The organism is Bradyrhizobium arachidis (assembly GCF_015291705.1).
In the GTDB taxonomy this organism is placed as follows: domain Bacteria; phylum Pseudomonadota; class Alphaproteobacteria; order Rhizobiales; family Xanthobacteraceae; genus Bradyrhizobium; species Bradyrhizobium arachidis.
Genome location: NZ_CP030050.1, coordinates 7,411,105 through 7,432,067, shown reverse-complemented (window position 1 = coordinate 7,432,067; position 20,963 = coordinate 7,411,105). Strand labels below are relative to the sequence as shown.

General features: G+C 64.1%; 20 protein-coding genes. 13 read left to right on the top strand and 7 right to left on the bottom strand.

Annotated features, from left to right (window positions below; genetic code table 11):
* Window positions 1-10 precede the first annotated feature (10 nt).
* The 5 genes from WN72_RS34935 to WN72_RS34915 all read left to right on the top strand — a co-directional run bounded on the left by WN72_RS34935 (window position 11) and on the right by WN72_RS34915 (window position 5,166).
* A complete protein-coding gene (locus tag WN72_RS34935) occupies window positions 11-1,021 on the top strand; it encodes an NAD(P)H-dependent flavin oxidoreductase (RefSeq protein WP_092218369.1) in 1,011 nt (336 codons plus the stop codon).
* 97 nt (window positions 1,022-1,118) lie between these two features.
* Window positions 1,119-2,279 (top strand): iron-containing alcohol dehydrogenase, encoded by a 1,161-nt coding sequence (locus WN72_RS34930; protein ID WP_092218368.1) that lies wholly within the window; start codon window positions 1,119-1,121, stop codon window positions 2,277-2,279.
* Between the two features lie 73 nt (window positions 2,280-2,352).
* Entirely contained in the window at window positions 2,353-3,552 is a 1,200-nt protein-coding gene (locus tag WN72_RS34925; protein WP_027564485.1) for an ABC transporter substrate-binding protein, read from the top strand.
* Between the two features lie 75 nt (window positions 3,553-3,627).
* On the top strand, window positions 3,628-4,434 hold the full coding sequence (locus tag WN72_RS34920; RefSeq protein ID WP_092218367.1) for a glutathione S-transferase family protein: 807 nt from the start codon (window positions 3,628-3,630) through the stop codon (window positions 4,432-4,434).
* Between the two features lie 30 nt (window positions 4,435-4,464).
* Window positions 4,465-5,166: an SDR family NAD(P)-dependent oxidoreductase gene (locus WN72_RS34915; RefSeq protein WP_092218366.1), complete on the top strand. Its 702-nt coding sequence runs from the start codon at window positions 4,465-4,467 to the stop codon at window positions 5,164-5,166.
* Between the two features lie 279 nt (window positions 5,167-5,445).
* On the opposite strand, the gene WN72_RS34910 is transcribed toward WN72_RS34915, so the two are convergent.
* The 7 genes from WN72_RS34910 to WN72_RS34880 all read right to left on the bottom strand — a co-directional run bounded on the left by WN72_RS34910 (window position 5,446) and on the right by WN72_RS34880 (window position 11,387).
* On the bottom strand, window positions 5,446-5,826 hold the full coding sequence (locus tag WN72_RS34910) for a hypothetical protein (protein WP_244553905.1): 381 nt from the start codon (window positions 5,824-5,826) through the stop codon (window positions 5,446-5,448).
* A 9-nt stretch (window positions 5,827-5,835) separates the two neighbouring features.
* Window positions 5,836-6,009: a hypothetical protein gene (locus WN72_RS34905; protein WP_167336480.1), complete on the bottom strand. Its 174-nt coding sequence runs from the start codon at window positions 6,007-6,009 to the stop codon at window positions 5,836-5,838.
* A gap of 256 nt (window positions 6,010-6,265) precedes the next feature.
* Window positions 6,266-7,060, bottom strand: coding sequence for an ABC transporter permease (locus WN72_RS34900; RefSeq protein ID WP_092218364.1), 795 nt, complete (start codon window positions 7,058-7,060; stop codon window positions 6,266-6,268).
* On the bottom strand, window positions 7,057-7,653 hold the full coding sequence (locus tag WN72_RS34895) for an ABC transporter ATP-binding protein (protein ID WP_027564481.1): 597 nt from the start codon (window positions 7,651-7,653) through the stop codon (window positions 7,057-7,059). The genes WN72_RS34900 and WN72_RS34895 overlap by 4 nt, the downstream gene beginning before the upstream one ends.
* 3 nt (window positions 7,654-7,656) lie before the next feature.
* Complete coding sequence (locus WN72_RS34890; protein ID WP_092218363.1) at window positions 7,657-8,691, bottom strand: Cj0069 family protein; 1,035 nt, start codon at window positions 8,689-8,691, stop codon at window positions 7,657-7,659.
* Between the two features lie 801 nt (window positions 8,692-9,492).
* Window positions 9,493-10,362, bottom strand: coding sequence for an IclR family transcriptional regulator (locus WN72_RS34885; RefSeq protein ID WP_092218362.1), 870 nt, complete (start codon window positions 10,360-10,362; stop codon window positions 9,493-9,495).
* A 110-nt stretch (window positions 10,363-10,472) separates the two neighbouring features.
* Window positions 10,473-11,387 (bottom strand): dihydrodipicolinate synthase family protein, encoded by a 915-nt coding sequence (locus tag WN72_RS34880; protein ID WP_092218361.1) that lies wholly within the window; start codon window positions 11,385-11,387, stop codon window positions 10,473-10,475.
* 230 nt (window positions 11,388-11,617) lie between these two features.
* Between WN72_RS34880 and WN72_RS34875 the strand changes: the two genes are divergently transcribed.
* The 8 genes from WN72_RS34875 to WN72_RS34840 all read left to right on the top strand — a co-directional run bounded on the left by WN72_RS34875 (window position 11,618) and on the right by WN72_RS34840 (window position 20,739).
* Window positions 11,618-12,955: an MFS transporter gene (locus WN72_RS34875; RefSeq protein ID WP_208617513.1), complete on the top strand. Its 1,338-nt coding sequence runs from the start codon at window positions 11,618-11,620 to the stop codon at window positions 12,953-12,955.
* A gap of 72 nt (window positions 12,956-13,027) precedes the next feature.
* The gene (locus WN72_RS34870) at window positions 13,028-14,185 is read left to right on the top strand and encodes an ABC transporter substrate-binding protein (RefSeq protein ID WP_092218360.1); all 1,158 of its coding nucleotides are present in this window, start codon (window positions 13,028-13,030) and stop codon (window positions 14,183-14,185) included.
* 52 nt (window positions 14,186-14,237) lie between these two features.
* Window positions 14,238-15,119: a branched-chain amino acid ABC transporter permease gene (locus WN72_RS34865; RefSeq protein ID WP_092218359.1), complete on the top strand. Its 882-nt coding sequence runs from the start codon at window positions 14,238-14,240 to the stop codon at window positions 15,117-15,119.
* On the top strand, window positions 15,119-16,117 hold the full coding sequence (locus WN72_RS34860; protein WP_027564476.1) for a branched-chain amino acid ABC transporter permease: 999 nt from the start codon (window positions 15,119-15,121) through the stop codon (window positions 16,115-16,117). Before WN72_RS34865 ends, WN72_RS34860 begins: the two co-directional genes overlap by 1 nt.
* Window positions 16,101-17,597, top strand: a complete 1,497-nt coding sequence (locus tag WN72_RS34855; RefSeq protein ID WP_092218358.1) for an ATP-binding cassette domain-containing protein — start codon at window positions 16,101-16,103, stop codon at window positions 17,595-17,597. The genes WN72_RS34860 and WN72_RS34855 overlap by 17 nt, the downstream gene beginning before the upstream one ends.
* A gap of 91 nt (window positions 17,598-17,688) precedes the next feature.
* Window positions 17,689-18,675 (top strand): dihydroxyacetone kinase subunit DhaK, encoded by a 987-nt coding sequence (locus WN72_RS34850; protein ID WP_092218357.1) that lies wholly within the window; start codon window positions 17,689-17,691, stop codon window positions 18,673-18,675.
* 1 nt (window position 18,676) lies between these two features.
* A complete protein-coding gene (locus tag WN72_RS34845; RefSeq protein ID WP_244553904.1) occupies window positions 18,677-19,282 on the top strand; it encodes a DAK2 domain-containing protein in 606 nt (201 codons plus the stop codon).
* A 47-nt stretch (window positions 19,283-19,329) separates the two neighbouring features.
* Window positions 19,330-20,739, top strand: coding sequence for an FAD-binding oxidoreductase (locus WN72_RS34840; protein ID WP_092218355.1), 1,410 nt, complete (start codon window positions 19,330-19,332; stop codon window positions 20,737-20,739).
* Window positions 20,740-20,963 lie beyond the last annotated feature (224 nt).

Genomic DNA, 20,963 nt, shown 5'->3' with positions numbered 1-20,963 from the left:
GAGTTTTCACGTGAAGACAGCAATCACCGAACTGTTCGGCATCCAGCATCCGATCATCCAGGGCGGCATGCATTATGTCGGCTTCGCCGAGATGGCCGCGGCCGTATCGAATGCCGGCGGTCTCGGCATCATCACGGGGCTGACCCAGAAAACGCCGGAGCTCCTCGCCAAGGAGATCGCGCGCTGCCGCGACATGACCGACAAGCCGTTCGGCGTGAACCTGACCTTCCTGCCGACGCTGTCGGCCCCGCCCTATCCGGAATACATCGCCGCGATCCGCGAAGGCGGCATCAAGGCGGTCGAGACCGCAGGCCGCAGCCCGGAGGCCTATATGCCCGCGCTGAAGGCGGCCGGCATCAAGGTGATCCACAAATGCACTTCGGTGCGGCATTCGCTCAAGGCCGAGAAGATCGGCTGCGACGCCGTCAGTGTCGACGGCTTCGAATGCGGCGGTCATCCCGGCGAGGATGACATCCCGAACATGATCCTGTTGCCGCGGGCTGCGGATGAGCTCAAGATCCCGTTCGTGGCTTCCGGCGGCATGGCGGACGGGCGCAGCCTAGTCGGTGCGCTCGCAATGGGCGCGGCCGGCATGAACATGGGCACGCGATTCGTCGCCACCAAGGAAGCTCCGGTCCACGACAACGTGAAGCAGGCGCTGGTCAAGGCGACCGAGCTCGACACGGTCCTCGTGATGCGCGCGCTTCGCAACACCGAGCGCGTGCTGAAGAACAAGGGCGTCAGCGAATTGCTCGAGATCGAGCGCGAGAAGGGCGCAAGTCTGAAAATCGACGACATCCTCGACCAGGTGACCGGCGTCTATCCGAAGGTGATGGTCGATGGCGAGATGGATGCCGGGGCCTGGAGCTGCGGCATGGTGGTCGGGCTGATCCACGACATCCCGACGGTCAAGGAACTGATCGACCGCATCATGGCGGAAGCGGAGGCGATCATCCGCCAGCGGTTGACCGGCTTCCTTGACGGCAAGGTCGAGACGCCGCGGGCGCGTGCGGTCGCCTGACGAAGGGCGAGATACGAGCACAAGACCGGGGTGGCTGACGGCGTCGCGATGCTGACGCCGCAGCGGTGCGGAGAGAAGAACATCAGGGAGGAAGAGCATGCCTGTCGTAGGTAGCCATCAATACCCCACTATGGAATCCGTCATCTACGGCAAGCCCGCGGCTGAGGCGTTGCGAGAGGAGGCCGAGCGGCTGGGCGCCAAGCGTGTCTATCTGATCGCGAGCCGCACGCTCAACACCACGACCGACGAGATCGAGAAGATTCGGACGGCGCTCGATGCGCGCCATGCCGCGACCTTTGACGGCGTACCGCAGCACACGACCCGGGACGTGGTCACGCAGATCGCCCGGCAGGCCAAGGACGCTCAGGCCGACCTGGTCGTTGCAATCGGCGGCGGCTCGGTGGTCGACGCGGCAAAGATCGTGCTGATGTGCATGGAGCACGAGATCTTTGAGCCGATGGGGCTCGATGGATTCGAGACCACGCCGGACCGCCGCTTCGGGCCGTTCCGGGCCCCGAAAGTGCGCATGATCGCCATCCCGAGCACGCTCTCCGGCGGCGAATACAATTCGGGCGCGCTGGTCACCGACACCGGCCGCAAGCTGAAGCAGATTTTCAATCATCCGATGATGATGCCGCGAAGCATCATCCTCGATCCAGCGATAACGAAATACACGCCCGAAAAACTCTGGCTCGGGTCCGGCACGCGCGCGATGGACCATGGCATCGAGGCGATCTGCTCCAGCCGTCCCAATGTGCTCGTCGACGCCGTGTGCCAGCAGGGCCTGCGCTATCTGTACGACGGACTCCGGCGCACCAAGGACAATCCGAACGATGAAGCGGCGCGGCTGAACTGTCAGTTGGGGTCCTGGATGTCGGCCTTCGGGTTGCAGTCGCGCGTTCCGATGGGGGCCAGCCATGCCATCGGCCATGTCCTCGGTGGGACCTGCGACGTGCCGCATTATTTCTGCACGGCCGTGATGATGCCAAGCGTGCTCCGATACAATCGCCCCGCCACGGAAGCCGCACAGAGGTTGGTCGCAGCGGCGCTTGGCGCACCGCAACGGGATGCCGGCGACGCTTTCGCGACATTCATCGCGGAGCTCGGCTTGCCGCGGAGGCTCGCGGACGTCGGCGTTGCCGAGGACCGCTTCGAGCTAATCGGCAAGAACGCAATGCTCTCGATCTTCACGCGGGCCAATCCTCAGCCGATCCGTGAGCCCGCCGACATCGTCAAGATTCTCAAATTAGCCGCCTGAAGAAGCGCGAAGTGTCCATCACGGCCTGCCGCGCGGAAGGCCGCGCGCAAAAGCAACATTGGAGGAACACGTGATGTTTAGGAGCATCCGACTGGCCTGTGCACTCTTGATTGCCGCAGCCGCGCCCTGCTGGGCGGGCGATCCGGTCGGCGTCACCGCAACAAGCATCAAGATTGGCGGCATCTTTCCGCTCAGCGGGCCTGCTTCCTCGATCGGCCAGGTCGGACATGGCGTGCTGGCGTATATGCGATCGGTCAACGAGCGTGGCGGCATTAATGGACGCAAGATCGACTATCTGATGCTCGACGACGCCTACAGCCCGCCGAAGTCGGTGGAGCATGCACGAAAACTCGTCGAGGGCGACGAAGTCGCGTTCATGTTCAGCCAGCTCGGTACCGCAGGCAACACTGCGGTGGCGAAATATCTGGCTGCCAAGCGCGTGCCGACGATTGCGATCGTCACTGGCGCGAGCAAGTTCACCAGTGTCAAGGACTATCCGCTGACCACCACCGGGCTCGTCAGCTATGACACCGAAGGGAAGATCTACGCCAAATATCTGATGCGCGCGTTGCCCTCGGCGAAATACGCCATTCTCTACCAGAATGACGATCTCGGCCGCGACTACGTCAGCGCGTTCAAGGCAGTTCTCGGCGCCGATTTCGACAAGCGCGTGGTCACCGCCAGTTACGAGGTCACCGAGCCGACGATCGACTCGCAGGTCGTGGCGCTGAAGAGCTCCGGCGCGCAGGCGCTGTTCATCGCGGGCACGCCCAAGTTCGCCGCACAGGCGATCCGCCGGGCGGCCGAGACGGCGTGGAAGCCGACGATCCTGATCAATTTCCCGTCGTCGTCGATTGCCGGAACGATCAAGCCGGCGGGCCTAGAGAATTCAGTGGGCGTCATCGTCGGCACCTTCAACAAGGATCCAAACGACGAGAGCTGGAAGGACGACGAGGCCATCAAGGCCTATCGCGCCTTCTTCGATCGGTATCTAGCAGGCTCCGATATCACCAATACGAGTTATCTGACCGGTTATCAGCAGGGCATGCTGCTGGAGCAGATCCTCAAGCAATGCGGCGATGACCTCTCGCGCGAGAACGTCATCAAGCAGGCGAAGTCGCTGAAGAACTTCACGTTGTCGACAGCACTGCCGGGCATCCGGATCAACACCAGCGAAACCAACAACATGGTCTGGACGCAACTGCAGCTTCAGCGCTGGACCGGGAGCCGCTGGGAACCGTTCGGCGGGATTCTTGACGCGACCTCAGAGTAACCCATCTGTCGCATGACGTTCCAGGCCTCGAGGTGCGGTCCAACGAGGGCCGGAAACGATCAGGATGAATCCACCATGGCTGACCTGCGGATATTCTCCTACTTGCCGAACCCCCGGGTCTGGAAGGCGACCATCGCAGCGCGGTTCTGCGGCGTGGAGGTCGAGGTCAGAGGAGCTCCCCCCAAGGAGCTGCGGGACTGGTTATGGGACTATGACGCCCGCCCATTGGCGGAGCATGAACGCGTCTCGCTATCTTCGCTGGCGCGAACCGGCCGGGTTGGGTTGACCGGTTCGCAACTCTTCAAGACCGATGCGTTTATGGAAGCGCAGCCGTTCGGCAATGTGCCTGCCGCTTTCGGGCCTAATGGCGAAATCGGGATCTTCGAATCGAACAGCATCATGCGGGCGGTGGCACGGCTCGGCGAGTCGAAGTCCACGCTCTACGGGCACGATGCCTATGAGGCGTCCAGGATCGACAGCTTTCTCGACGTCAGCCTGGTGTTTGCCCGAGATTCGCAGATCTATCTCCTGGCGCTGTCGGGCGGCACGGTCGATGCGGCCGTTCACGCGCGAGCAAGGGAAGCGTTTGCGATCTATGCATCGGGGATCGAGCAAGCGTTGTCCCCGCGGCGCGAGGCACTGGTGGGTACGGGATTATCGCTGGCCGATATCTGCTTTGCCGCAGAGTTTTCGCTGTTCATGAATGAGCATGCGCGGGCCGAGCAATTGCACAAGCTCGGGCTGGACAGGATCCTGCATCCGGCAGTGCAGGATGAATATCCGCGGACCTTTGCTCATTTCGCTCGTCTCGTCGAGCACGTGCATTTCCAGCCTGATCTGAAGCCATACGTCGAAAAGCTGTTGGCGAAGGCTGGCAACTGACCTGCCGGCCGAACGTGGAGGACTAATCGCATGACCGCGCCTGTCTGCCTGATATCCGGTGTCGGCCCTGGCACAGGTTCCGCTCTCGCCAGACGGTTTGCTGAGGGTGGCTATCGCCTCGCTCTGCTCGCCAGGAACGAGGAGCGTCTCGCTGCCCTTGAGAAGGAACTGCCGGGCGCGAAAGGATTCCGCTGCGATGTTTCCGATCCCGAGCAGATCGACGCGGTAGGGTCGGCCGTGGAGCGCGATCTCGGCTATCCCGCCGTGGTCATCCACAACGCCGTCGGTGGTGCGTTCGGCACATTTCGCGAGATCGATCCATCGATCCTGAATCGCAATTTCCAGGTCAATACCATGGGACTGCTGTATCTGGCGCGGCGGTTCGTCCCCGCGATGGTGACGGCCGGAAAGGGTGCGATCGTTGCCACCGGCAACACCTCGGCCCTGCGCGGCAAGGCCGGTTTCGCCGGCTTCGCGCCGACCAAGGCGGCGCAGCGAATCCTCGCCGAAGCGATGGCGCGCGATCTCGGGCCACAGGGCGTTCACGTCGCTTACGTCGTGGTCGATGCCGTGATCGACCTCGATTGGACACGGAAACGCTGGCCAGATCGGCCGGACGATTTCTTCATCAAACCGCGCGCCATCGCGGACGAGATCTGGCACGTCGCCCACCAGGATCGAAGCGCATGGTCGTTCAACGTCGAATTGCGGCCGTTTGGAGAAAGCTGGTAGCCGGGAGGAGTCGTTGCCGGTGGCATCGCGCCAACTCGAGGCGCTCTTTCGTCTCGTATTCCGGCGCTATGCCGAGAGATCATGGAGGAGGGTTGCGCAAGTGACCGCCTCGGCGGCGGTTTTCCCTCACCGCCGTCGCCGGCCTCTCTTGTCCGGCTTTGCTTCCCGCTGGTTGAAGCCCGAGGAGATGCCTTGCTGAACGTTTGCCCTGTCGTGGCCGCATATCACCGCCGCAATCGTTTCGGACCCTCCGGAACATCCGTTCGTCGCTCGTATCGGTCAGTCGTGCCCGGTGTTGGAGCTGGAGATCCTAGCACGCCATCGCCCTTCAAAAGTGTCAAAGTCCTCTTTCAGTGCCAACGCTTGGGCATCTAAGGGATTGCCGGGCTTGTCAGCAATGACAATGCCTGGAGCTTCTCCGCGAGATCCGAATTCGGGAAGCCGCTCTGTGGGCCATTCCAGCAATGCTTTCGATAGCATCGGCTTGCCTGCGTACCAGCATTTTCGTCCGTCGATGAGACGATAGGACCACCATTGCCCGTGTGGATTTGGCGGCATCGTGGCGTTGCATTGTTGCTTAGCGTGTCCACTAGTCATTTCGAGCGATGAGAGCGCGGCAATGCCAACTGTTAAAGCAAACGATCGAAGGGGTTTGCTCATGGGCCGCGCTCAACTGCCGTGTTGCTGCAATCGACTTAAAGCAACGATCAATGCAGGCCGTTCGAGAACTTCCACCAACTTTTCAAGGATACGCGCATTATCCTTGGGACAGGGCTGAAGGTATTCTTCCAGTATGAGTTGCGCGTCGTTAATCGCTTCCAAGGCTAATTGCTGATCAGTCATTGCTGCTTACTCATCAATTATTGGCGCCAAGGGTAACAGCGAAGGAACAGATCAAGTCAGCTTTGAGGAATATCCCCGCTCTTCTCTTCACTTTTTATTTCAAATTCTCGGCGCCTCGTCGTGCGTCGCGGTGTCGTCTCGGCGCTGCGAGATCCGCCTTCTCCATCCCCGCGCGTCGGAATTTGAAAGTTGCCGCAGTGTGAGGTGCGCGCCGAGGACGCGGGCGCCGCCAGCAGTGATCTTGAAAGGGAACTCCTCAGCGGGAAATTCGATCGAGACGTAGCCGGTGGCGATGATCGGTCAGCAGGTGTGCGCCGCCGAGGACCGCGGCCAGCGTTCCTAGCCCGGTCCCGCCGGCAATCAAGAACATGATCAGCAATTGATATTTTACCGCATCGACCGGCTCGACGCCGGCCAGTATCTGGCCAGTCATCATCCCCGGGAGGGAAACAAGGCCGATCGCCGCCATGCTGTTCATGATCGGCATGAAGCCGCTTCTCAACGCATCCCGTATGACTGGTAGCAGGGCTTGGTGTCGGGTGCCGCCGAGCGCAAGACAAGCTTCTATGGCGGCTCGTTCGCGCACCAGACTATTTGTCAGCACGTCCAGGCCCAGGCTTATGCCGGTCATGGTGTTGCCCAGGATCATGCCCAGCAAAGGCAGCGCATAGCGCGGATGATACCAGGGATCCGGGCGTAGCTCCGTCAAGAGCGCGAACATCGTGACGGTACCGGCGGCGAGCAGCGTGCAGCCGGCGCCCAAGCCGTAGCTCCAAATGCCGGGTAGGCGCCGCTTCTGCCGCGCGACGATCTCCCGCGAGGCGAAGAGAACCATGATGGAGGCGGCGAGGGCGGTCCAGAGCGGCGATACCGTGGCAAACAGGAACGTCAGCACGTATCCCACCAGGACGAGTTGAAGCACCATGCGCACGGTCGCGATGGCCAGTTGCCTCTCAAGCTTGAGGCGGAGAACAAGCGAGAGAACGCCGTCCATGACGACGAGGAGGGCGGGCAGGACTAGATCACCATACGAAAGCTGGATGTACGTCACGGCCGGTTTTCCTCGATGCCACCATCGGGGCTCATCGCAAATATCCTTGACCCGACGCGGCGGGCTTGGGCATCGTCGTGGGTACTCCAGAGGACGCTCGTTCCATCCGAGACGCGTTCGGCAATCAGCGCTTCCACGGCCGCAGCGGATGCTGGGTCGAGGGCCGAGGTTGGCTCGTCCAGCAGAAGCACCCGCGATCGCAGCATGAGCGCCCGCACGAGCCCCAATCGCTGTCTCTCGCCGGTCGAAAGTCTCTGGATCGGCCAAGGTCCGCAGTCATCTGGCAGCCCCACGCGTGTGACCAGCAGCAGGGCGTCATCCCATGCCGTGAAGTGTTCCTGCACGATGTCGGACCACCAGCCAGGCTCGGCGGCGAGATAGGTCACTTGTCTTCGCCACGCGGGGGCGGGCATCGCTTCTCTGAGCGTTCCGTCAAGCTTGACCGTTCCTTCGTTGGGATCGAGATCCGCGATGGAGCGAAGCAGCAAGGTCTTTCCGACCCCTGAAGGTCCCTGCAGGGCGACGCACTCACCGTCCTGCAGGTCGAATGATACCGAGATGTGCAGGCGCTTGAGCCCGCTGACCGTCAGCATGCGTCAAAGCTTAAGCTGCAGCCGATCGGCAACCCGCCTGGCGATCTCCGCCGGCGCCTCGCCTGGGTAGGGATGGACCGAACTGACGTTGATCTCGCCGAGCACGTAGCTGTCGCTCCCATCCGCCTGGACGGGGCCGAGCATAAAGTCGGCGTCCCAGATCGCGGGGAGGTCATCTCGCGCGATGTCCAGCAGCGAGGTTAACTGTGGCGTCCACTCGTCCTCCATCAACCGACGCAGCCGCTGGAAGCGCGGGTCTGCGTTTGACGTGTAGAGCCGCGGTCCAGCTTCGGAACGCGCGACCGGCGAGTCGACCAAGGCTTTGACTTTGTGGTGACCGAAGCCGGCGCAGCGATCGCCCGCCATGTAGCAGCGGACCACGCCCTCGCTCAGGCGAGGCTGGAACGCCTGGTCGATCACGCTGCCGTTCTCGAAATACTCCGCGCAGCGACGGACAAAATCATCCAGCGCCAGTTCCTCGGGTGCGTCCTTGGTCGCGTCCAGCACCTTTATCATGGAGGAGGTCGGCAGCTTCTCGACCTTCCAGACGCCTTGGCCGCCGTTGCCGCGGTTGCGTTTGATCACGCGCGGTCCGCTCGCGAGCCGGGTCGGCAACTCGGCGCGCATCGCCGCGGCGGTTTGATACAGCGCCGTGTCTGATCCCCAGCCCATCGAACGGGTACGATAGAGGACTTCCTTGGTACCTATCTTGAGGATGACATCGGGATGGGCGCTCACCCATACGCCCTGCGCTGCGACGTCGCGCAGCAGGGCGTCGAGACCGGCGCGGTTTCGGCCGTCTTGAATCGGGTTGACCCAGACGAGCACGCCGTCCACTGCGAGCAGTTGTTCGCGGACCGCGTCGGCGAAGCTTTCGTCGTAGATCGCGGGGCGCCCTTCCACGCCGACGGCGGCAAGCGCCTCGAAGACGTCGACGAAGCGGCCGTTTTTCGAGGTCGCGTCTCGACGCGCGATGGCGTCTCCTCGCGAGAGGATGGCGACGGTACGTCGGGGAGAGGGTTGTCGTTCGGTATCCATGCGCAAGCTCCACGTGTTGCGTGCTGCGCAGAACTTGGACCGAAGTCTCGCCGGGAGTCTGCTTGATCCCGCCCGGGCAGTCTACGTGAGGTCGCTTGGCCCCATCAAGTGGCCATTCGTCCTTCGGGATGCAAAGTCGGGTTCGCGCGCCGAGACCGACTTCTGGGCCGACCTACGGCTGGTTCAATTAGGGCTTCGACGTGCGCGACTTGAAGGAAAGCAAGACGCTGCTGGACGAACTCGGCGGGTGAATACGTGGCAATCCGCTCGATCCAGGTCTTGCCGGCGGCATTGCTTTCGCGCCGCGAAAGCCAGGCGCGTCCGGCCGGAAAGGGGGATTGCTCGATCGGCGGAGGGCGCGGTTTCCCCGAACAGCTCGCGGGATGAGCCTGGTTGAGGCACCCACAAAGTGCCTGCCTCGGGCGAAGGATTGGATGAGATATCGTAGGTTTGGTCGTGTGGGGAAAGGCGGTAGCGCCCCAGTGATTCGAACCCCCGACGTTTCCGATATCGATCTGCGCTAATCCCGACGCGCTCTTGCAGTTGGATGTTTCGCTGTAAGCCATTGATCTCTAATGATCGGATTTTGGCTTAGTTGGAAAAATTCTCTCGAAAAATCAACGGCCGTAGCATGTCTCTTAATCAGCGGGTCCCAGGTTCGAGCCCTGGTGCGCCCACCATATAATTCAAGACCTTAGCGAGAGAAACCGTTTGAGTAGGCCGGCCTAGAACGGTTTTTCAAACGGTGTTTTTCGTCCGTAAGGATCTCCGCAGACATTCCTTCCGCCGCCAGCGTGCGATTCAAGCCCGTTCGCTTTGTGCCGTGCCTGCCGCGCTGCGTTGACGACGCTTGGTGGTACGCTCAGGAGCAGGGCTCGTGGGCGGATTGTGCGGGGCTGGCTGATACCCCAGTCGGATCGACAGCAGCTCGGCATGGGTCATCACTGCACGTGCCAGCTCGGGCACACGTTCGGGCGTGACACGTCGGCTGGGGCCGCTCGCGCTGATTGCGGCGAAGACGCGGCCGGCGCTGTTGCGGATCGGCGCGCCAACGCAGCGCAGCTCAGGCTCGTGCTCGCAATCGTCGACCGAATAGCCGCGCGCCCTGATTGCCGCGAGCTCGGCCTTCAGCCGTTTCGGCTCGACGATGGTGTTCGGCGTGAAACGGGCGAGCCCGGCGCGGATGACGCGCTCGATCACGGCTTCGCTCTGGAAGGCGAGCGTGGCCTTGCCGACGCCGGTCGAGTGGCAGGGCGAGGCCTCCATCGTGATGACGGTGTTATGGGGCCGGGCAACCTGGTTGCGGCGGCTGACGAAGACCATCTGCGCACCGTCGAAGATGCACAGATGCACGTCCTCGCCGGTGAGCTTGGCGAGCGTGTCGACGAAGGGCGGCGCCTCGCGATAGAGCGGCAGGTTCGTCAGCGCGTTGCCGCCGAGCTCGAACAGCTTCAGGCCAAGCCGGTAGCGATCCCGGCTGGCGTCCTGCTCCAGGAAGCCGACGCTGCGCAGGCTGTCGACGATACGATGCACGGTCGTACGGGGCAGGCTGGTGCGCCGCGCGATCTCGACGACGCTGAGCTCCGGGTCGCTCGAGGAGAACGCCTCGAGCACTTCCAGCATCTTGAAGAGCGACTTCACGCTTTGTCGACTGCTGTCGGCGCTCGTCATGTCGGGACCTTCCGGGCGACGTGGCCTTGCGAAGCGCAGGCCACGATCAGGACCCCGGCTTAGACGGAATCGGGCGCGGCGGCAATGCGGCCGCGCCCGTTGTCGAATGCTCACTCGGCTGCGACCAGCCTCACGCTGCCTTCGACCTCCATCAGCGGCTTGAGCGCGGCGGCGATCGCCTCCTTCTGCCGGCTGGTCGGCGCCGGCATCGGTTGCCGCGGCAGGCCGCTCGGCGAACCCTGGAGAGTGAGGGCATGCTTCACGCAGGCCGGCAGGTTGTCGCCGACGATGGTGTTCCAGAACCGCAGCAGACGCTTGTGGATCTCGATCGCAGTGGCGTGGTCGCCGCGCTGGACAGCGTTCCACAGCGCGACGCAGGCGCCGGGCACGGCGGCCGGGTTGGCCGCGATCGTGCCGTGCGCGCCGAGCGCGAAGGACGGGTAGAGCAGCGCGTCGACCGCGGTCAGCACCACCTTGCCGGCGGGTACATCGAGCAGCAGGTCGGCCATCAGCTTGAGGTCGCCGGCGCTCTGCTTGACGCCGATCACGCCCGGCAGCTCGTTCATGATGCGCAGGAGCAGCGCAGGGCTGAGATAGTTCCAGGGCACGACGTTGTAGATGATGACCGGCTGCTTGACCGATTCCGACAGCGTCTTGAAGTGGCCGACGGTCGCATCCTCGTCCGGCTTGAACAGATAGTGCACCGGCGTGATCTGGAGCGCGGCGACGTTGACGTGCTCGACAGCACGGGCGCGGGCGATGGCTTCGCGGGTCGAGTTCGCGATGATGCCGGCGACGAGCGGCACCTTGCCGTTCAGCTCTTCCGCACAGGCCTCGATCAGGCGGCGGAATTCATCAGCGGTAAGCGTGTGACCCTCGCCGGTGCTGCCGCCGACACAGAGGCCATGCACGCCCTTGTCGAGCAGGAACTTTATCTGGCGGCGAAACGCCTTCTCGTCGATGTCGCCGTTCTGGTCGAACGGCGTGGTGAGGGGCGGAATGATCCCGGTGATCTTCGCTGGCATTTTTTCCTCCTTTGATTGTCCGGAATGTGAACATTCGAATACGACAAACGATCGCACGGCGTCAAGCATGGTTAGTTATGCGCTGGATTTCTAGCACTGTGAATTAGAACGAATGGCAAGCCTCGTCGAAAAATCTCCTTGACACGTGGGATAAGTCGCTGCTCATGATGTCCGCAATACGGACAAAACGTCCGCGGGGCCGTGCCCTGCCGAAGTCGGGAGATGACGTCATGAGCGAGATGGTTGGATCGATCGGGGCCGGCGCTGTTGCGGATCAGTCGTCCGCTGCGATCAAGGCGCGGGAGTCGAGCGACATCCGCAAGGTTGCGGTGGCAAGCGCCATCGGCAACATGATCGAGTATTACGACTTCACACTCTACGCGACCGCGACTGCGCTCGTGTTCAACAAGATCTTCTTCCCGAGCACCGATCCGCTGGTTGGCTCGCTGCTTGCCTTCGCTACCTTCTTTGTCGGCTATTGCGCGCGTCCGCTCGGCGGCGTGCTGTTCGGCCATTTCGGCGATCGCGTGGGCCGCAAGACCGCGCTGCTCCTCACCATCCTGATCATGGGGCTCGGCACGTTCCTGATCGGACTGATGCCGACCTATGAGCAGGTCGGCGTTGCCGCGCCGATCTGCCTGATCGGCCTGCGCCTGCTGCAGGGCATTGGCATCGGCGGCGAGTATGGCGGCGGCATGGTGATGACGGTCGAGCATGCGCCGGCCGACCGGCGCGGCTTCTTCTCGTCCCTCGTCCATATCGGGGTCCCCGGCGGCTTCCTGATCCCGATCGCGCTGCTCGGAATTCTCTCGACCTCGATGAGCGAGTCCGACTTCCTGGCCTGGGGCTGGCGGATTCCGTTCCTGTTCTCCATCGTCCTCGTTGGGATCGGCGTCTTCATCCGCTTCCGCATCGCCGAGACGCCGGCGTTCAAGCACGTGCTGAACGAGGAGGGTGCTGCCAGCGTGCCTGTCGTCGAGGCAGTGCGCAACCACGCCGGCAACATCCTGTTCGGCATCGGCGCCAAGATCGCCGAGAGCGGGCTGTTCAACATCTACGCGGTGTTCGCGATTACCTACTGCAAGACCAGACTGGGTCTTCCGAGCCAGACCATCCTGAACGGCGTCCTGGTCGGCTGCGCGCTGGAATGCGTGGCGCTGCCGGTGTTCGGCGCGCTGTCGGACCGGATCGGGCGCCGTGCCGTCTATGTCGGCGGCATGCTGTTCCAGGTCGTGCTCGCGCTCGTGTTCTTTCAGATGCTCAACACCGGCCACACCGGCATGATCTGGCTCGCGATCGCACTCGGTCTCGGGCTTGGCCATGGCTCGGTCTACGGCGTGCAGGGCGCCTATTTCTCGGAGCTGTTCCCGGCGCGTATCCGCTACAGCGGCCTGTCGCTGGTGCAGCAGCTCGGCCCGATCCTCGGCGGCGGCCTGTCGCCGCTGGTCGCAACCGCCCTGCTGGCCGAATACGGCTCGCCCGCCTGGGTCGCCGGCTACATGGCTGCCATGGCGCTGCTCTCGGCCGCCTGCACCTTCGGCCTGCGCCCACTGCGCGCAGGCGCTTGAGGTCCGACGTCCTGCTTTTGAAATCACCCGCCCGATCGAGGCGGGGCTCGTCAAAACATCGGAGGAAATTCCATGGTGTCTCCCGTGCACGTCTCTCGACGCAGTCTGATCCAGGCGCTCGCGCTTGCGCCGCTTGCCGCCCCGGCCATCATCGGCCGTGCCCATGCCGCCGATCCCATCCGCATCGGCATCTCAGGCCCGATGACCGGCCAGTTCGCCCAGAATGGCCAATGGATGAAGAACGGCGTCGCGATCGCCGTGAAGCAGGTCAACGACAAGGGCGGTATCAAGGGCCGCATGATCGACGTGCGGATCGCCGACGATCTTGGCCCGAACCCGACGGCTGCGGCCAACGCCGTCACCAAGCTCGCGACGCAGGACGAGGTGGTGGCGCTGGTCGGCCCGCACTACACGCCCGGCATTCTGCCGAACGTGCCGCTGCTCGGAAAATACAAGATCCCGGCTCTGACCGGCGCGACCGGTCCGGTGGTGACCCAGCAGGGCAGCCCCTGGGTGTTTCGCGTCCGCCTCAACGACGCGATCGGCGCGGATCTGCTGGTGAAATACGTCACCGAAGATCTGCAATGGAAGAAGATCGGCCTCGGCTACGTCAACACCGCATTCGGCCAATCCGGCATCGCCGTGGTGAAGGCCTCGCTCGCCAAGCGCAATGTCGAGCCGGTGCTGGTGCAGGCCCATACCGATGCGACCAAGGACTACACCTCGCAGATCCTCGCCTTCCAGCAGGCCGGCGTCGACGGCATCATCGTCTGGACCGACGACCAGCCGGCCGGCCTCATCGCCAAGCAGAGCAAGACGCTCGGCGTGAAGTTCGGCATTGCCGGCAATACCGCGTTCTCGCAGCCGATCTTCCTCGGCCTTGCCGGCGAGGGCGCCGACGGCTGCATGGCGATCGGCGAGTTCGTCAAGGACAATCCCGATCAGCGCGTGCAGGCCTGGAAGAAGCTCTACGCCGCGGCCTATCCCGGCGATGAGCCGGAGCTCTATGCCACCGTCTATCACGACGCCGCCAGGCTGATCATCGCCGCGATGGAGCGCGCCGACGCCATCTCGGGCGAGGCGATCCAGAAGACGCTCACCGAAATCCGCGACTTCCAGGGCATCGTCACCCGTTACGGCTGGACCGACAACGGCGACATGACCCATTCCGGCATCATCACCAGGGTCGCCGGCGGCAAGCCGGAGATCGTCAAGGTCATCACGAGCTGATGCGCGTGGCCGCCGAAGATCAGGCGGCCGACGCCCGCGATGGGATCATGCGATGTTGCAGACATTCATTCAAATCGTGCTGGTGGGATTGGCGGTCGGAGCAGCCTATGCGCTGGTGGCGCTCGGCTACACGCTGATCTGGAACGCGGTCTCACTGGTCAACTTCGCGCAAGGTGACCTCGTGATGCTGGGCGCCTTTGTCTCCGTCGGCTGGCTCGCCAACCGGCTCGGCATGCCGCTGTGGCTGAACCTCGTCACCATGCTGGTGATCCTCGGCATCTTCGGTGCCGCGCTCGCCTGGGGCATCTATCATCCCTTGCGCAACGCGCCGCAATTGTCGGCCATCGTGGCGACGCTCGGCCTGTCCATGGCGCTCCAGAACATCGCCGTGATCATCTGGGGACCGCAACCGCTCAACTTTGCCGGCGCGCTCGGCACGACCTCCGTGCATCTGTTCGGCTCGACGATCTATGCGCAATATCTCGTCATCCTGGCCGCGCTCGCGGCGATGATGGCGATCCAGCACGTGCTGTTCCAGCACACCGGGCTCGGCCGCGCCATGCGCGCCACCGCGCAGGATGCCGAGGCCGCGCGGCTGATGGGCATTCCGACCGCACGCATCATCGCCTTCATCTTCGCCTATGCCACCATGCTGGCGGCACTGGCCGGCTGGCTGATCGCGCCGCTGTCCTACGTCTCGTCCGACATGGGTGTGAACTTGTCGCTGCGCGCTTTCGCGGCGACCATTCTCGGTGGCTTCGGCTCGATTCCCGGCGCACTCGTCGGCGGCCTCGCCTTCGGCGTGATCGAATCGGCGGGATCCTTCTACATCTCCTCCGAATATATCGACGTCATTGCGTTCGGCGTGCTGATCGCGGTGCTGATGTTCCGCCCGCAGGGCATTTTTGGCGAACTCGAACTGGAGCGTCCCTGATGTCCGCCGATGCAAACGCCTTGACGATGCGCGCGCTCGCCGTCCTGGTGATCGCGACTGCGATCCTCTGCGGCCTGCTGCTGCCCCGGTTCCTGTCGGTGTACTATCTTCAGGTCGCCGACGTGACCCTGATCAACATCCTCCTGGTGCTCGGCCTCAACTTCATCCTGGGATTCGGCGGTCAGATGTCGCTGGCGCAATGCGCCTTCTTCGGCATCGGCGCCTACACCTTCACCTTACTCCAGGCCGCGGGCATGCCGGTGCCGGTCGCCGCGGTCGGCGCGATCGCGCTCTCCGCTGCGGTCGGGATGGCGCTGGGCTGGCCGACGCTTCGTCTGAAGGGCCATTATCTCGCGCTGTGCACGCTCGCTTTCGCGCTGATCGTCGAGCGCCTGCTGGTGAACTGGGAAGGCCTCACCAATGGTGCCAACGGCATCACCGCGATCCCCGGCATCGGTCTTGCCGGCGAGAACGACAAGATGCTGTGGGTTCTGCTCGCCATCGTGGCGATCGCCTATCTACTCCAGGTCTGGATCGCGAACGGCCCGCTTGGCCTGCGCATCCGTGCGCTGCGCGACGATCCGCTCGCCGCGCAAGCCGTCGGCGTCGACATCTCGCGGCTGAAGATCATGCTGTTCGTGATCTCGGCGGCCTATGGCGGTCTCGCCGGCATCTGCTACGTGCTGCTGCGCGGCTATATCAGCCCCGACGTGTTCTCCTGGCAGTCGACCTTCTCGTACCTCGCGATGGCGGTCGTCGGCGGTCTCGGCAGCCCGCTCGGTGCGGCGCTCGGCGCGATCCTCTACACCTTCGTGCCGGAGCTGCTGCGCTTCATGCAGGAATATTACTTCGCTGTGTTCGGCGTGATGGTGATCCTCGTCATCACCTTCTTCCCCGCAGGCCTCTCCGGCATGGTCATCTCCGTGGTCCGCAGCCTGCGTCGCCGCGAGAAATCCTTTGCACGATCGGATGTGACGCATCATGAACGCGCTGCTTGAACTCACCGGCGTCACCAAGCGCTTTGGCGGCCTGACCGCGCTCGAAGGCGTCTCGCTCTCGGTCGGACAAGGTACCATCCATGCGGTGATCGGGCCCAACGGCTCCGGCAAGACCACGCTGTTCAACATCATCAGCGGCATCTACACCCCGACTGAAGGCGAGGTGCGCTTTGCCGGTGCGGCAGTGACGTCGAAACCGCTGCATCAGCTCGCCGCGATGGGGCTGGCGCGTACGTTTCAGAACACCCGCCTGTTCGCCTCGATGACCGTGCGCCAGAATGTGCTCGCGGCGCGGCACGGGCGGGCGCATCCCTGGCGGTTCGACCAGGAGAACGCGCGCCGGGTCGAGGAGATAATTCAGTTCGTCGGCCTCGCCGACGTTGCCGATTCCAGCGCGGCCTCGCTGCCACAGGGGCAGCGGCGCCTGCTCGAGATCGCCAAGGCGCTGGCGCTGGAGCCGCGCCTCGTGCTGCTCGACGAGCCGCATGGTGGTCTCAACCACGCCGAAACCGCGCGCCTGATCGAGGTGATCCGCCAGATGCATGCGCGCGGCATGACCATCCTGCTGATCGAGCACGAGATGGAGGTGGTGATGACGCTCGCCGACCGCATCACCGTGCTCAATTTCGGCAAGGTTCTGGCCGAGGGGACGCCGGCGGAGATCCAGAAGAACGACGCCGTCATCGAGGCCTATCTCGGCCGCGCCGACCGCGAAGCCGAGCTTCATGCGCAAGTCGGCCGCGCCAGTGAGGGCACCGGCGCGCCGCTGCTGGAAGTCGCCGATCTCACCGTCCGCTACGGCGACATCGAGGCGGTGCGGAAAGTCTCCCTCAATGTCGGCGCCGGCGAGTTCGTGACGCTGCTCGGCAACAACGGAGCCGGAAAATCCTCGACGTTGAAGGCGATCGCGCGGCTTGCGCAAGCGTCCGGCTCGGTGCGCTTCGCCGGCCACGAACTGACAAAGGAGCCGACCGAGCGGCTCGTCGGCATGGGGTTGGCGCTCGTGCCCGAACGCCGCCGCCTGTTCGGTGGCCTGACCGTGATCGAGAATCTCAAGATCGGCGCCTATGGCCGTCCACATGCCGAGCTGGCCCGGTTGATCGAGGAGATGCTGGAGCTGTTCCCCAATCTCAAGCGCCTGTCGGCCTCGCTCGCCTTCTCGCTCTCCGGCGGTGAGCAGCAAATGCTGGCGATCGCGCGCGCCTTGATGAGCCGTCCGCGTCTGCTGCTGCTCGACGAACCTTCGTTGGGGCTGGCGCCGCTGCTGGTCGAGCAGGTCTTCGGCAAACTTGTCGAGGTCAACCGGCAGGGGACCGCGATTCTTCTGGTGGAGCAGAACGCGCGCATGGCGCTGTCGGTCGCGCATCGCGGCTACGTGCTGAGCTCGGGCCGCATCGTCGCGGAGGGAAGCGCCGCCGAAGTTGCGCGCGACCCGCGCCTGATGGGCGCCTATCTCGGCCACGGCGAGGCCGCGGAATAGGCCTCGGGATCAAATCAGTGCTCACGATCGCAAGCGACGTCGCGGGCAGGCACGGCATGGCCGTGCGCATTGTGGTCGCTGGAGTTGTCCGATGAAGAAATTGATGAATTCGCCCGACGCCTTCGTCGACGAGATGCTCGCGGGCCTCGTCGCTGCCCATCCGTCGCTGGCGCAGGAGGGCCGCGTCATTCGTCGTACGGGTGGAACGAAGAAGGGCAAGGTCGGCATCGTCTCCGGCGGCGGCTCCGGTCATCTGCCGCTGTTCACCGGCTATGTCGGCGACGGCCTGCTCGATGCCTGCGCTATCGGCGACGTGTTCGCGGGTCCCTCGGTCGATTCCTGCATCCAGGCGATCCGCGCTGCCGACGGTGGCGCCGGCGTGTTGCGGCTCTACGGCAATTACGGCGGCGACCGCATGAATTTCGACCTCGCCGGCGAGATGGTCGAGATGGACAGCATCCAGACCACGACCGTGCTTGGCACCGACGACATCGCCTCGGCCGCGCCGGAGGACAGCGCCAAGCGGCGCGGTGTCGCCGGCATCATCTATGCCTACAAGATCGCAGGCGCGAAGGCCGACACCGGCGCCGGCCTCGCTGAGGTGACGGCCACGGCGCAGGCCGCCGTCGGTGCCTGCCGCACCATCGGTGTTGCGCTCTCGCCATGTCAGATCCCCGGCGCGGCGAAGCCGACGTTCGAGCTGGGGGCCGACGAAATCGAGATGGGCATGGGCATCCATGGCGAGCCCGGCATTTGGCGCGACAAGCTGCGGCCGGCGGACGAGATCGCCGACGAGATGGTGCGGCGCCTGCTGGCCGATCCCGTCGCGCACGGGTCGGACCGCGTGTCCGTGCTGGTCAACAGCCTCGGCGCGACGCCACTGGAGGAGTTGTTCATCATCTATCGCCGCGCCGCCACGCTGCTGAAGAAGGAGGGCCTCGCCATCGTGCGCCCCTTGGTCGGACACTACGTGACCTCGATGGAGATGGCAGGATTGTCGATCAGCATCATCCGCCTCGATGCTGAACGCGAAAAGCTGCTCGCCGCGCCCTGCGCCTGCCCGTTCTGGAGGGTTTGACGTGGCGATCACGGCGAACGAAGTCCGCCACGCCGCCGCCCGCGCCAGGGAGGCCGCCGCGCTTGCGCAGGACGATCTCAACGCCGCCGACGGAAAGATGGGCGACGGCGACACCGGCGTGATGCTGCGCCGCCTGTTCGAGGCCATCGCCGCCGCCATCCCCGATCAGGAGACGGATATCGGCAGCGTCTTCCAAGCCTGCGCGAAAGCCTGTGCCAGCGGCACCGGGTCGAGCCTGGGAACGCTGGTCACCGTCGCGATGATGACGCTGGCCAAGGCGACGAAGGGGCGCGGTGAAGTCGGCTGGATCGAGCTCGGCCCATTGCTGGCATCGGTCCGCGATCAGATGATGGCGCGCGGCGGGGCGATGCTCGGTGACAAGACCGTTGTCGACATGGTCGATGCAGTCGCCGTGGCGCTCGTCGACGTCAGGACGCGCAAGGAGGCCGCTGAAGCCGCGCGAAAAGCCGTCCGCGAAACGCTCGATGCGTTTCGTAACCGTCCGAACCGGCTCGGCCGCGCCCGCATGTTCGGCGAGCGCACCATCGGGCTCGACGATCCCGGCATGCTCGCCTTTTCGCTCCTGCTAGTCGCCGTCGCGGCTTGATACGCGAAGGGCGCTCGTGCAGATGGGGGGAGAAAAAGGAGGCCGACATGAATGCCCAGGCCCTGCTGCGCCCGGCACCCGGGACAATTGCCGAGGTCAAGACAAGGCTCGCCGAGCGCTTGGGCGCGCGGGTCTCGGCCGCGCAGGCAGTGCTCAATCAGCACAGCCATGGCGAGGGCCTGCCGGCGATCGGCGTGCCCGATCTCGTGGTCTTCCCTGAGACCAATGAAGAGGTCGCCTTCATCCTCGCCCTCTGCAACGAATGTCGCGTGCCGGTGACGCCGTTCGGTGCGGGGTCATCGCTCGAGGGCCAACTCGCCGCGCTTGCCGGCGGCGTGTCGCTGGACATGGGCCGCTTCGACAAGATCCTGGACGTCTCGCCCGACGCGCTCGACTGCCGGGTTCAGGCCGGCGTCACCCGCGAGGCCCTCAACGCGCACGTCCGCGATACCGGGCTGTTCTTCCCGGTCGATCCCGGCGCCAACGCCTCGATCGGCGGTATGGCCTCGACCCGCGCTTCCGGCACCAATGCGGTGCGCTACGGCACCATGCGCGAGAACATTCTCGGCCTGACCGTCGTCACGCCCGACGGCCGCATCGTGCGCACCGGCAGCCGGGCGCGAAAATCCTCCGCCGGGCTCGATCTCACGCATCTCTATGTCGGCAGCGAAGGCACGCTCGGCGTCATCACGGAAGTCCAGCTCAAGCTTTACGGCCTGCCGGAGACGATCGTCGCCGCGGTCTGCCAGTTCAATTCGCTGGAGGGAGCGGTCGCCGCTGTCGTCGCGGCGCTCCAGTCCAACCTGAGGATGGCGCGCATCGAGCTGCTCGACGAGGTGCAGATGCGCGCCGCGATCCGCTATTCGAAGCTCGACTATGTCGAGACGCCGACGCTGTTTCTCGAATTCCACGGCACGCCGGCCGGTGTGCAGGAGGAGGTCGAGATGATGCAGGCGATCACGGCGGATCATGGCGGCGGCGAATTTCAGTTTGCCGAGCGTCCCGAGGATCGCAACCGCCTCTGGAAGGCGCGCCACAATTCCTACCAGGCGGTGATGGCGCTGAGCCCGGGCAAGAACAACATGGGCACCGACGCCTGCGTCCCGATCTCGGCCCTGCCGGCCTGCCTCCTGGAAACCAAGGCGGATATCGTCGCCTCTGGACTGACCGCGCCGATCGTCGGCCATGTCGGTGACGGCAATTTCCATCTCGGCATCCTGTTCGATCCCAACGACGCAGATGAGACCGAGCGTACCGAGGCGCTCGCCTTCCGCACCTCCCGGCGGGCGATCAGCATGGGCGGCACCTGCTCGGGCGAGCACGGCGTCGGGGTCCACAAGATCGTGCACATGCAGACCGAGCACGGCGAAGGCGTCGCGTTAATGAAAGCAATCAAGCGGGCGCTCGATCCGAACGGGATCATGAATCCGGGGAAGATCTACCCGTTGATCGACTGATCTTGCTGGCGAGCACGGCAGGACTCGAAGGTGCAACCCCACCGTCATGAGCGACGCGCGCAAGGTGAAAGGGGGAAATCGAGAATTTTGGTTATTCCGAATTTAGTCTAGCAGGACTCCGGCTCCGGCGAACTTGGCCAAATCCCTCCGTATAGTATAGTGTGTCAATTGCATAAGGGGCGCTGCCAAATAGCCGACTATACCGGGTTTTCTTCGGGAAAAAG

Bases quoted from the DNA above. Each gene is read 5' to 3' on its own strand.
- WN72_RS34910 (WP_244553905.1), bottom strand. From the start codon at position 5,826: ATGAGCAAACCCCTTCGATCGTTTGCTTTAACAGTTGGCATTGCCGCG.
- WN72_RS34855 (WP_092218358.1), top strand. From the start codon at position 16,101: ATGAACGCGCTGCTTGAACTCACCGGCGTCACCAAGCGCTTTGGCGGC.
- WN72_RS34895 (WP_027564481.1), bottom strand. From the start codon at position 7,653: ATGCTGACGGTCAGCGGGCTCAAGCGCCTGCACATCTCGGTATCATTC.
- WN72_RS34880 (WP_092218361.1), bottom strand. From the start codon at position 11,387: ATGCCAGCGAAGATCACCGGGATCATTCCGCCCCTCACCACGCCGTTC.
- WN72_RS34925 (WP_027564485.1), top strand. From the start codon at position 2,353: ATGTTTAGGAGCATCCGACTGGCCTGTGCACTCTTGATTGCCGCAGCC.
- WN72_RS34920 (WP_092218367.1), top strand. From the start codon at position 3,628: ATGGCTGACCTGCGGATATTCTCCTACTTGCCGAACCCCCGGGTCTGG.
- WN72_RS34850 (WP_092218357.1), top strand. From the start codon at position 17,689: ATGAAGAAATTGATGAATTCGCCCGACGCCTTCGTCGACGAGATGCTC.
- WN72_RS34890 (WP_092218363.1), bottom strand. From the start codon at position 8,691: ATGGATACCGAACGACAACCCTCTCCCCGACGTACCGTCGCCATCCTC.
- WN72_RS34865 (WP_092218359.1), top strand. From the start codon at position 14,238: ATGTTGCAGACATTCATTCAAATCGTGCTGGTGGGATTGGCGGTCGGA.
- WN72_RS34860 (WP_027564476.1), top strand. From the start codon at position 15,119: ATGTCCGCCGATGCAAACGCCTTGACGATGCGCGCGCTCGCCGTCCTG.
- WN72_RS34930 (WP_092218368.1), top strand. From the start codon at position 1,119: ATGCCTGTCGTAGGTAGCCATCAATACCCCACTATGGAATCCGTCATC.
- WN72_RS34915 (WP_092218366.1), top strand. From the start codon at position 4,465: ATGACCGCGCCTGTCTGCCTGATATCCGGTGTCGGCCCTGGCACAGGT.
- WN72_RS34840 (WP_092218355.1), top strand. From the start codon at position 19,330: ATGAATGCCCAGGCCCTGCTGCGCCCGGCACCCGGGACAATTGCCGAG.
- WN72_RS34875 (WP_208617513.1), top strand. From the start codon at position 11,618: ATGAGCGAGATGGTTGGATCGATCGGGGCCGGCGCTGTTGCGGATCAG.
- WN72_RS34870 (WP_092218360.1), top strand. From the start codon at position 13,028: ATGGTGTCTCCCGTGCACGTCTCTCGACGCAGTCTGATCCAGGCGCTC.
- WN72_RS34885 (WP_092218362.1), bottom strand. From the start codon at position 10,362: ATGACGAGCGCCGACAGCAGTCGACAAAGCGTGAAGTCGCTCTTCAAG.
- WN72_RS34905 (WP_167336480.1), bottom strand. From the start codon at position 6,009: ATGACTGATCAGCAATTAGCCTTGGAAGCGATTAACGACGCGCAACTC.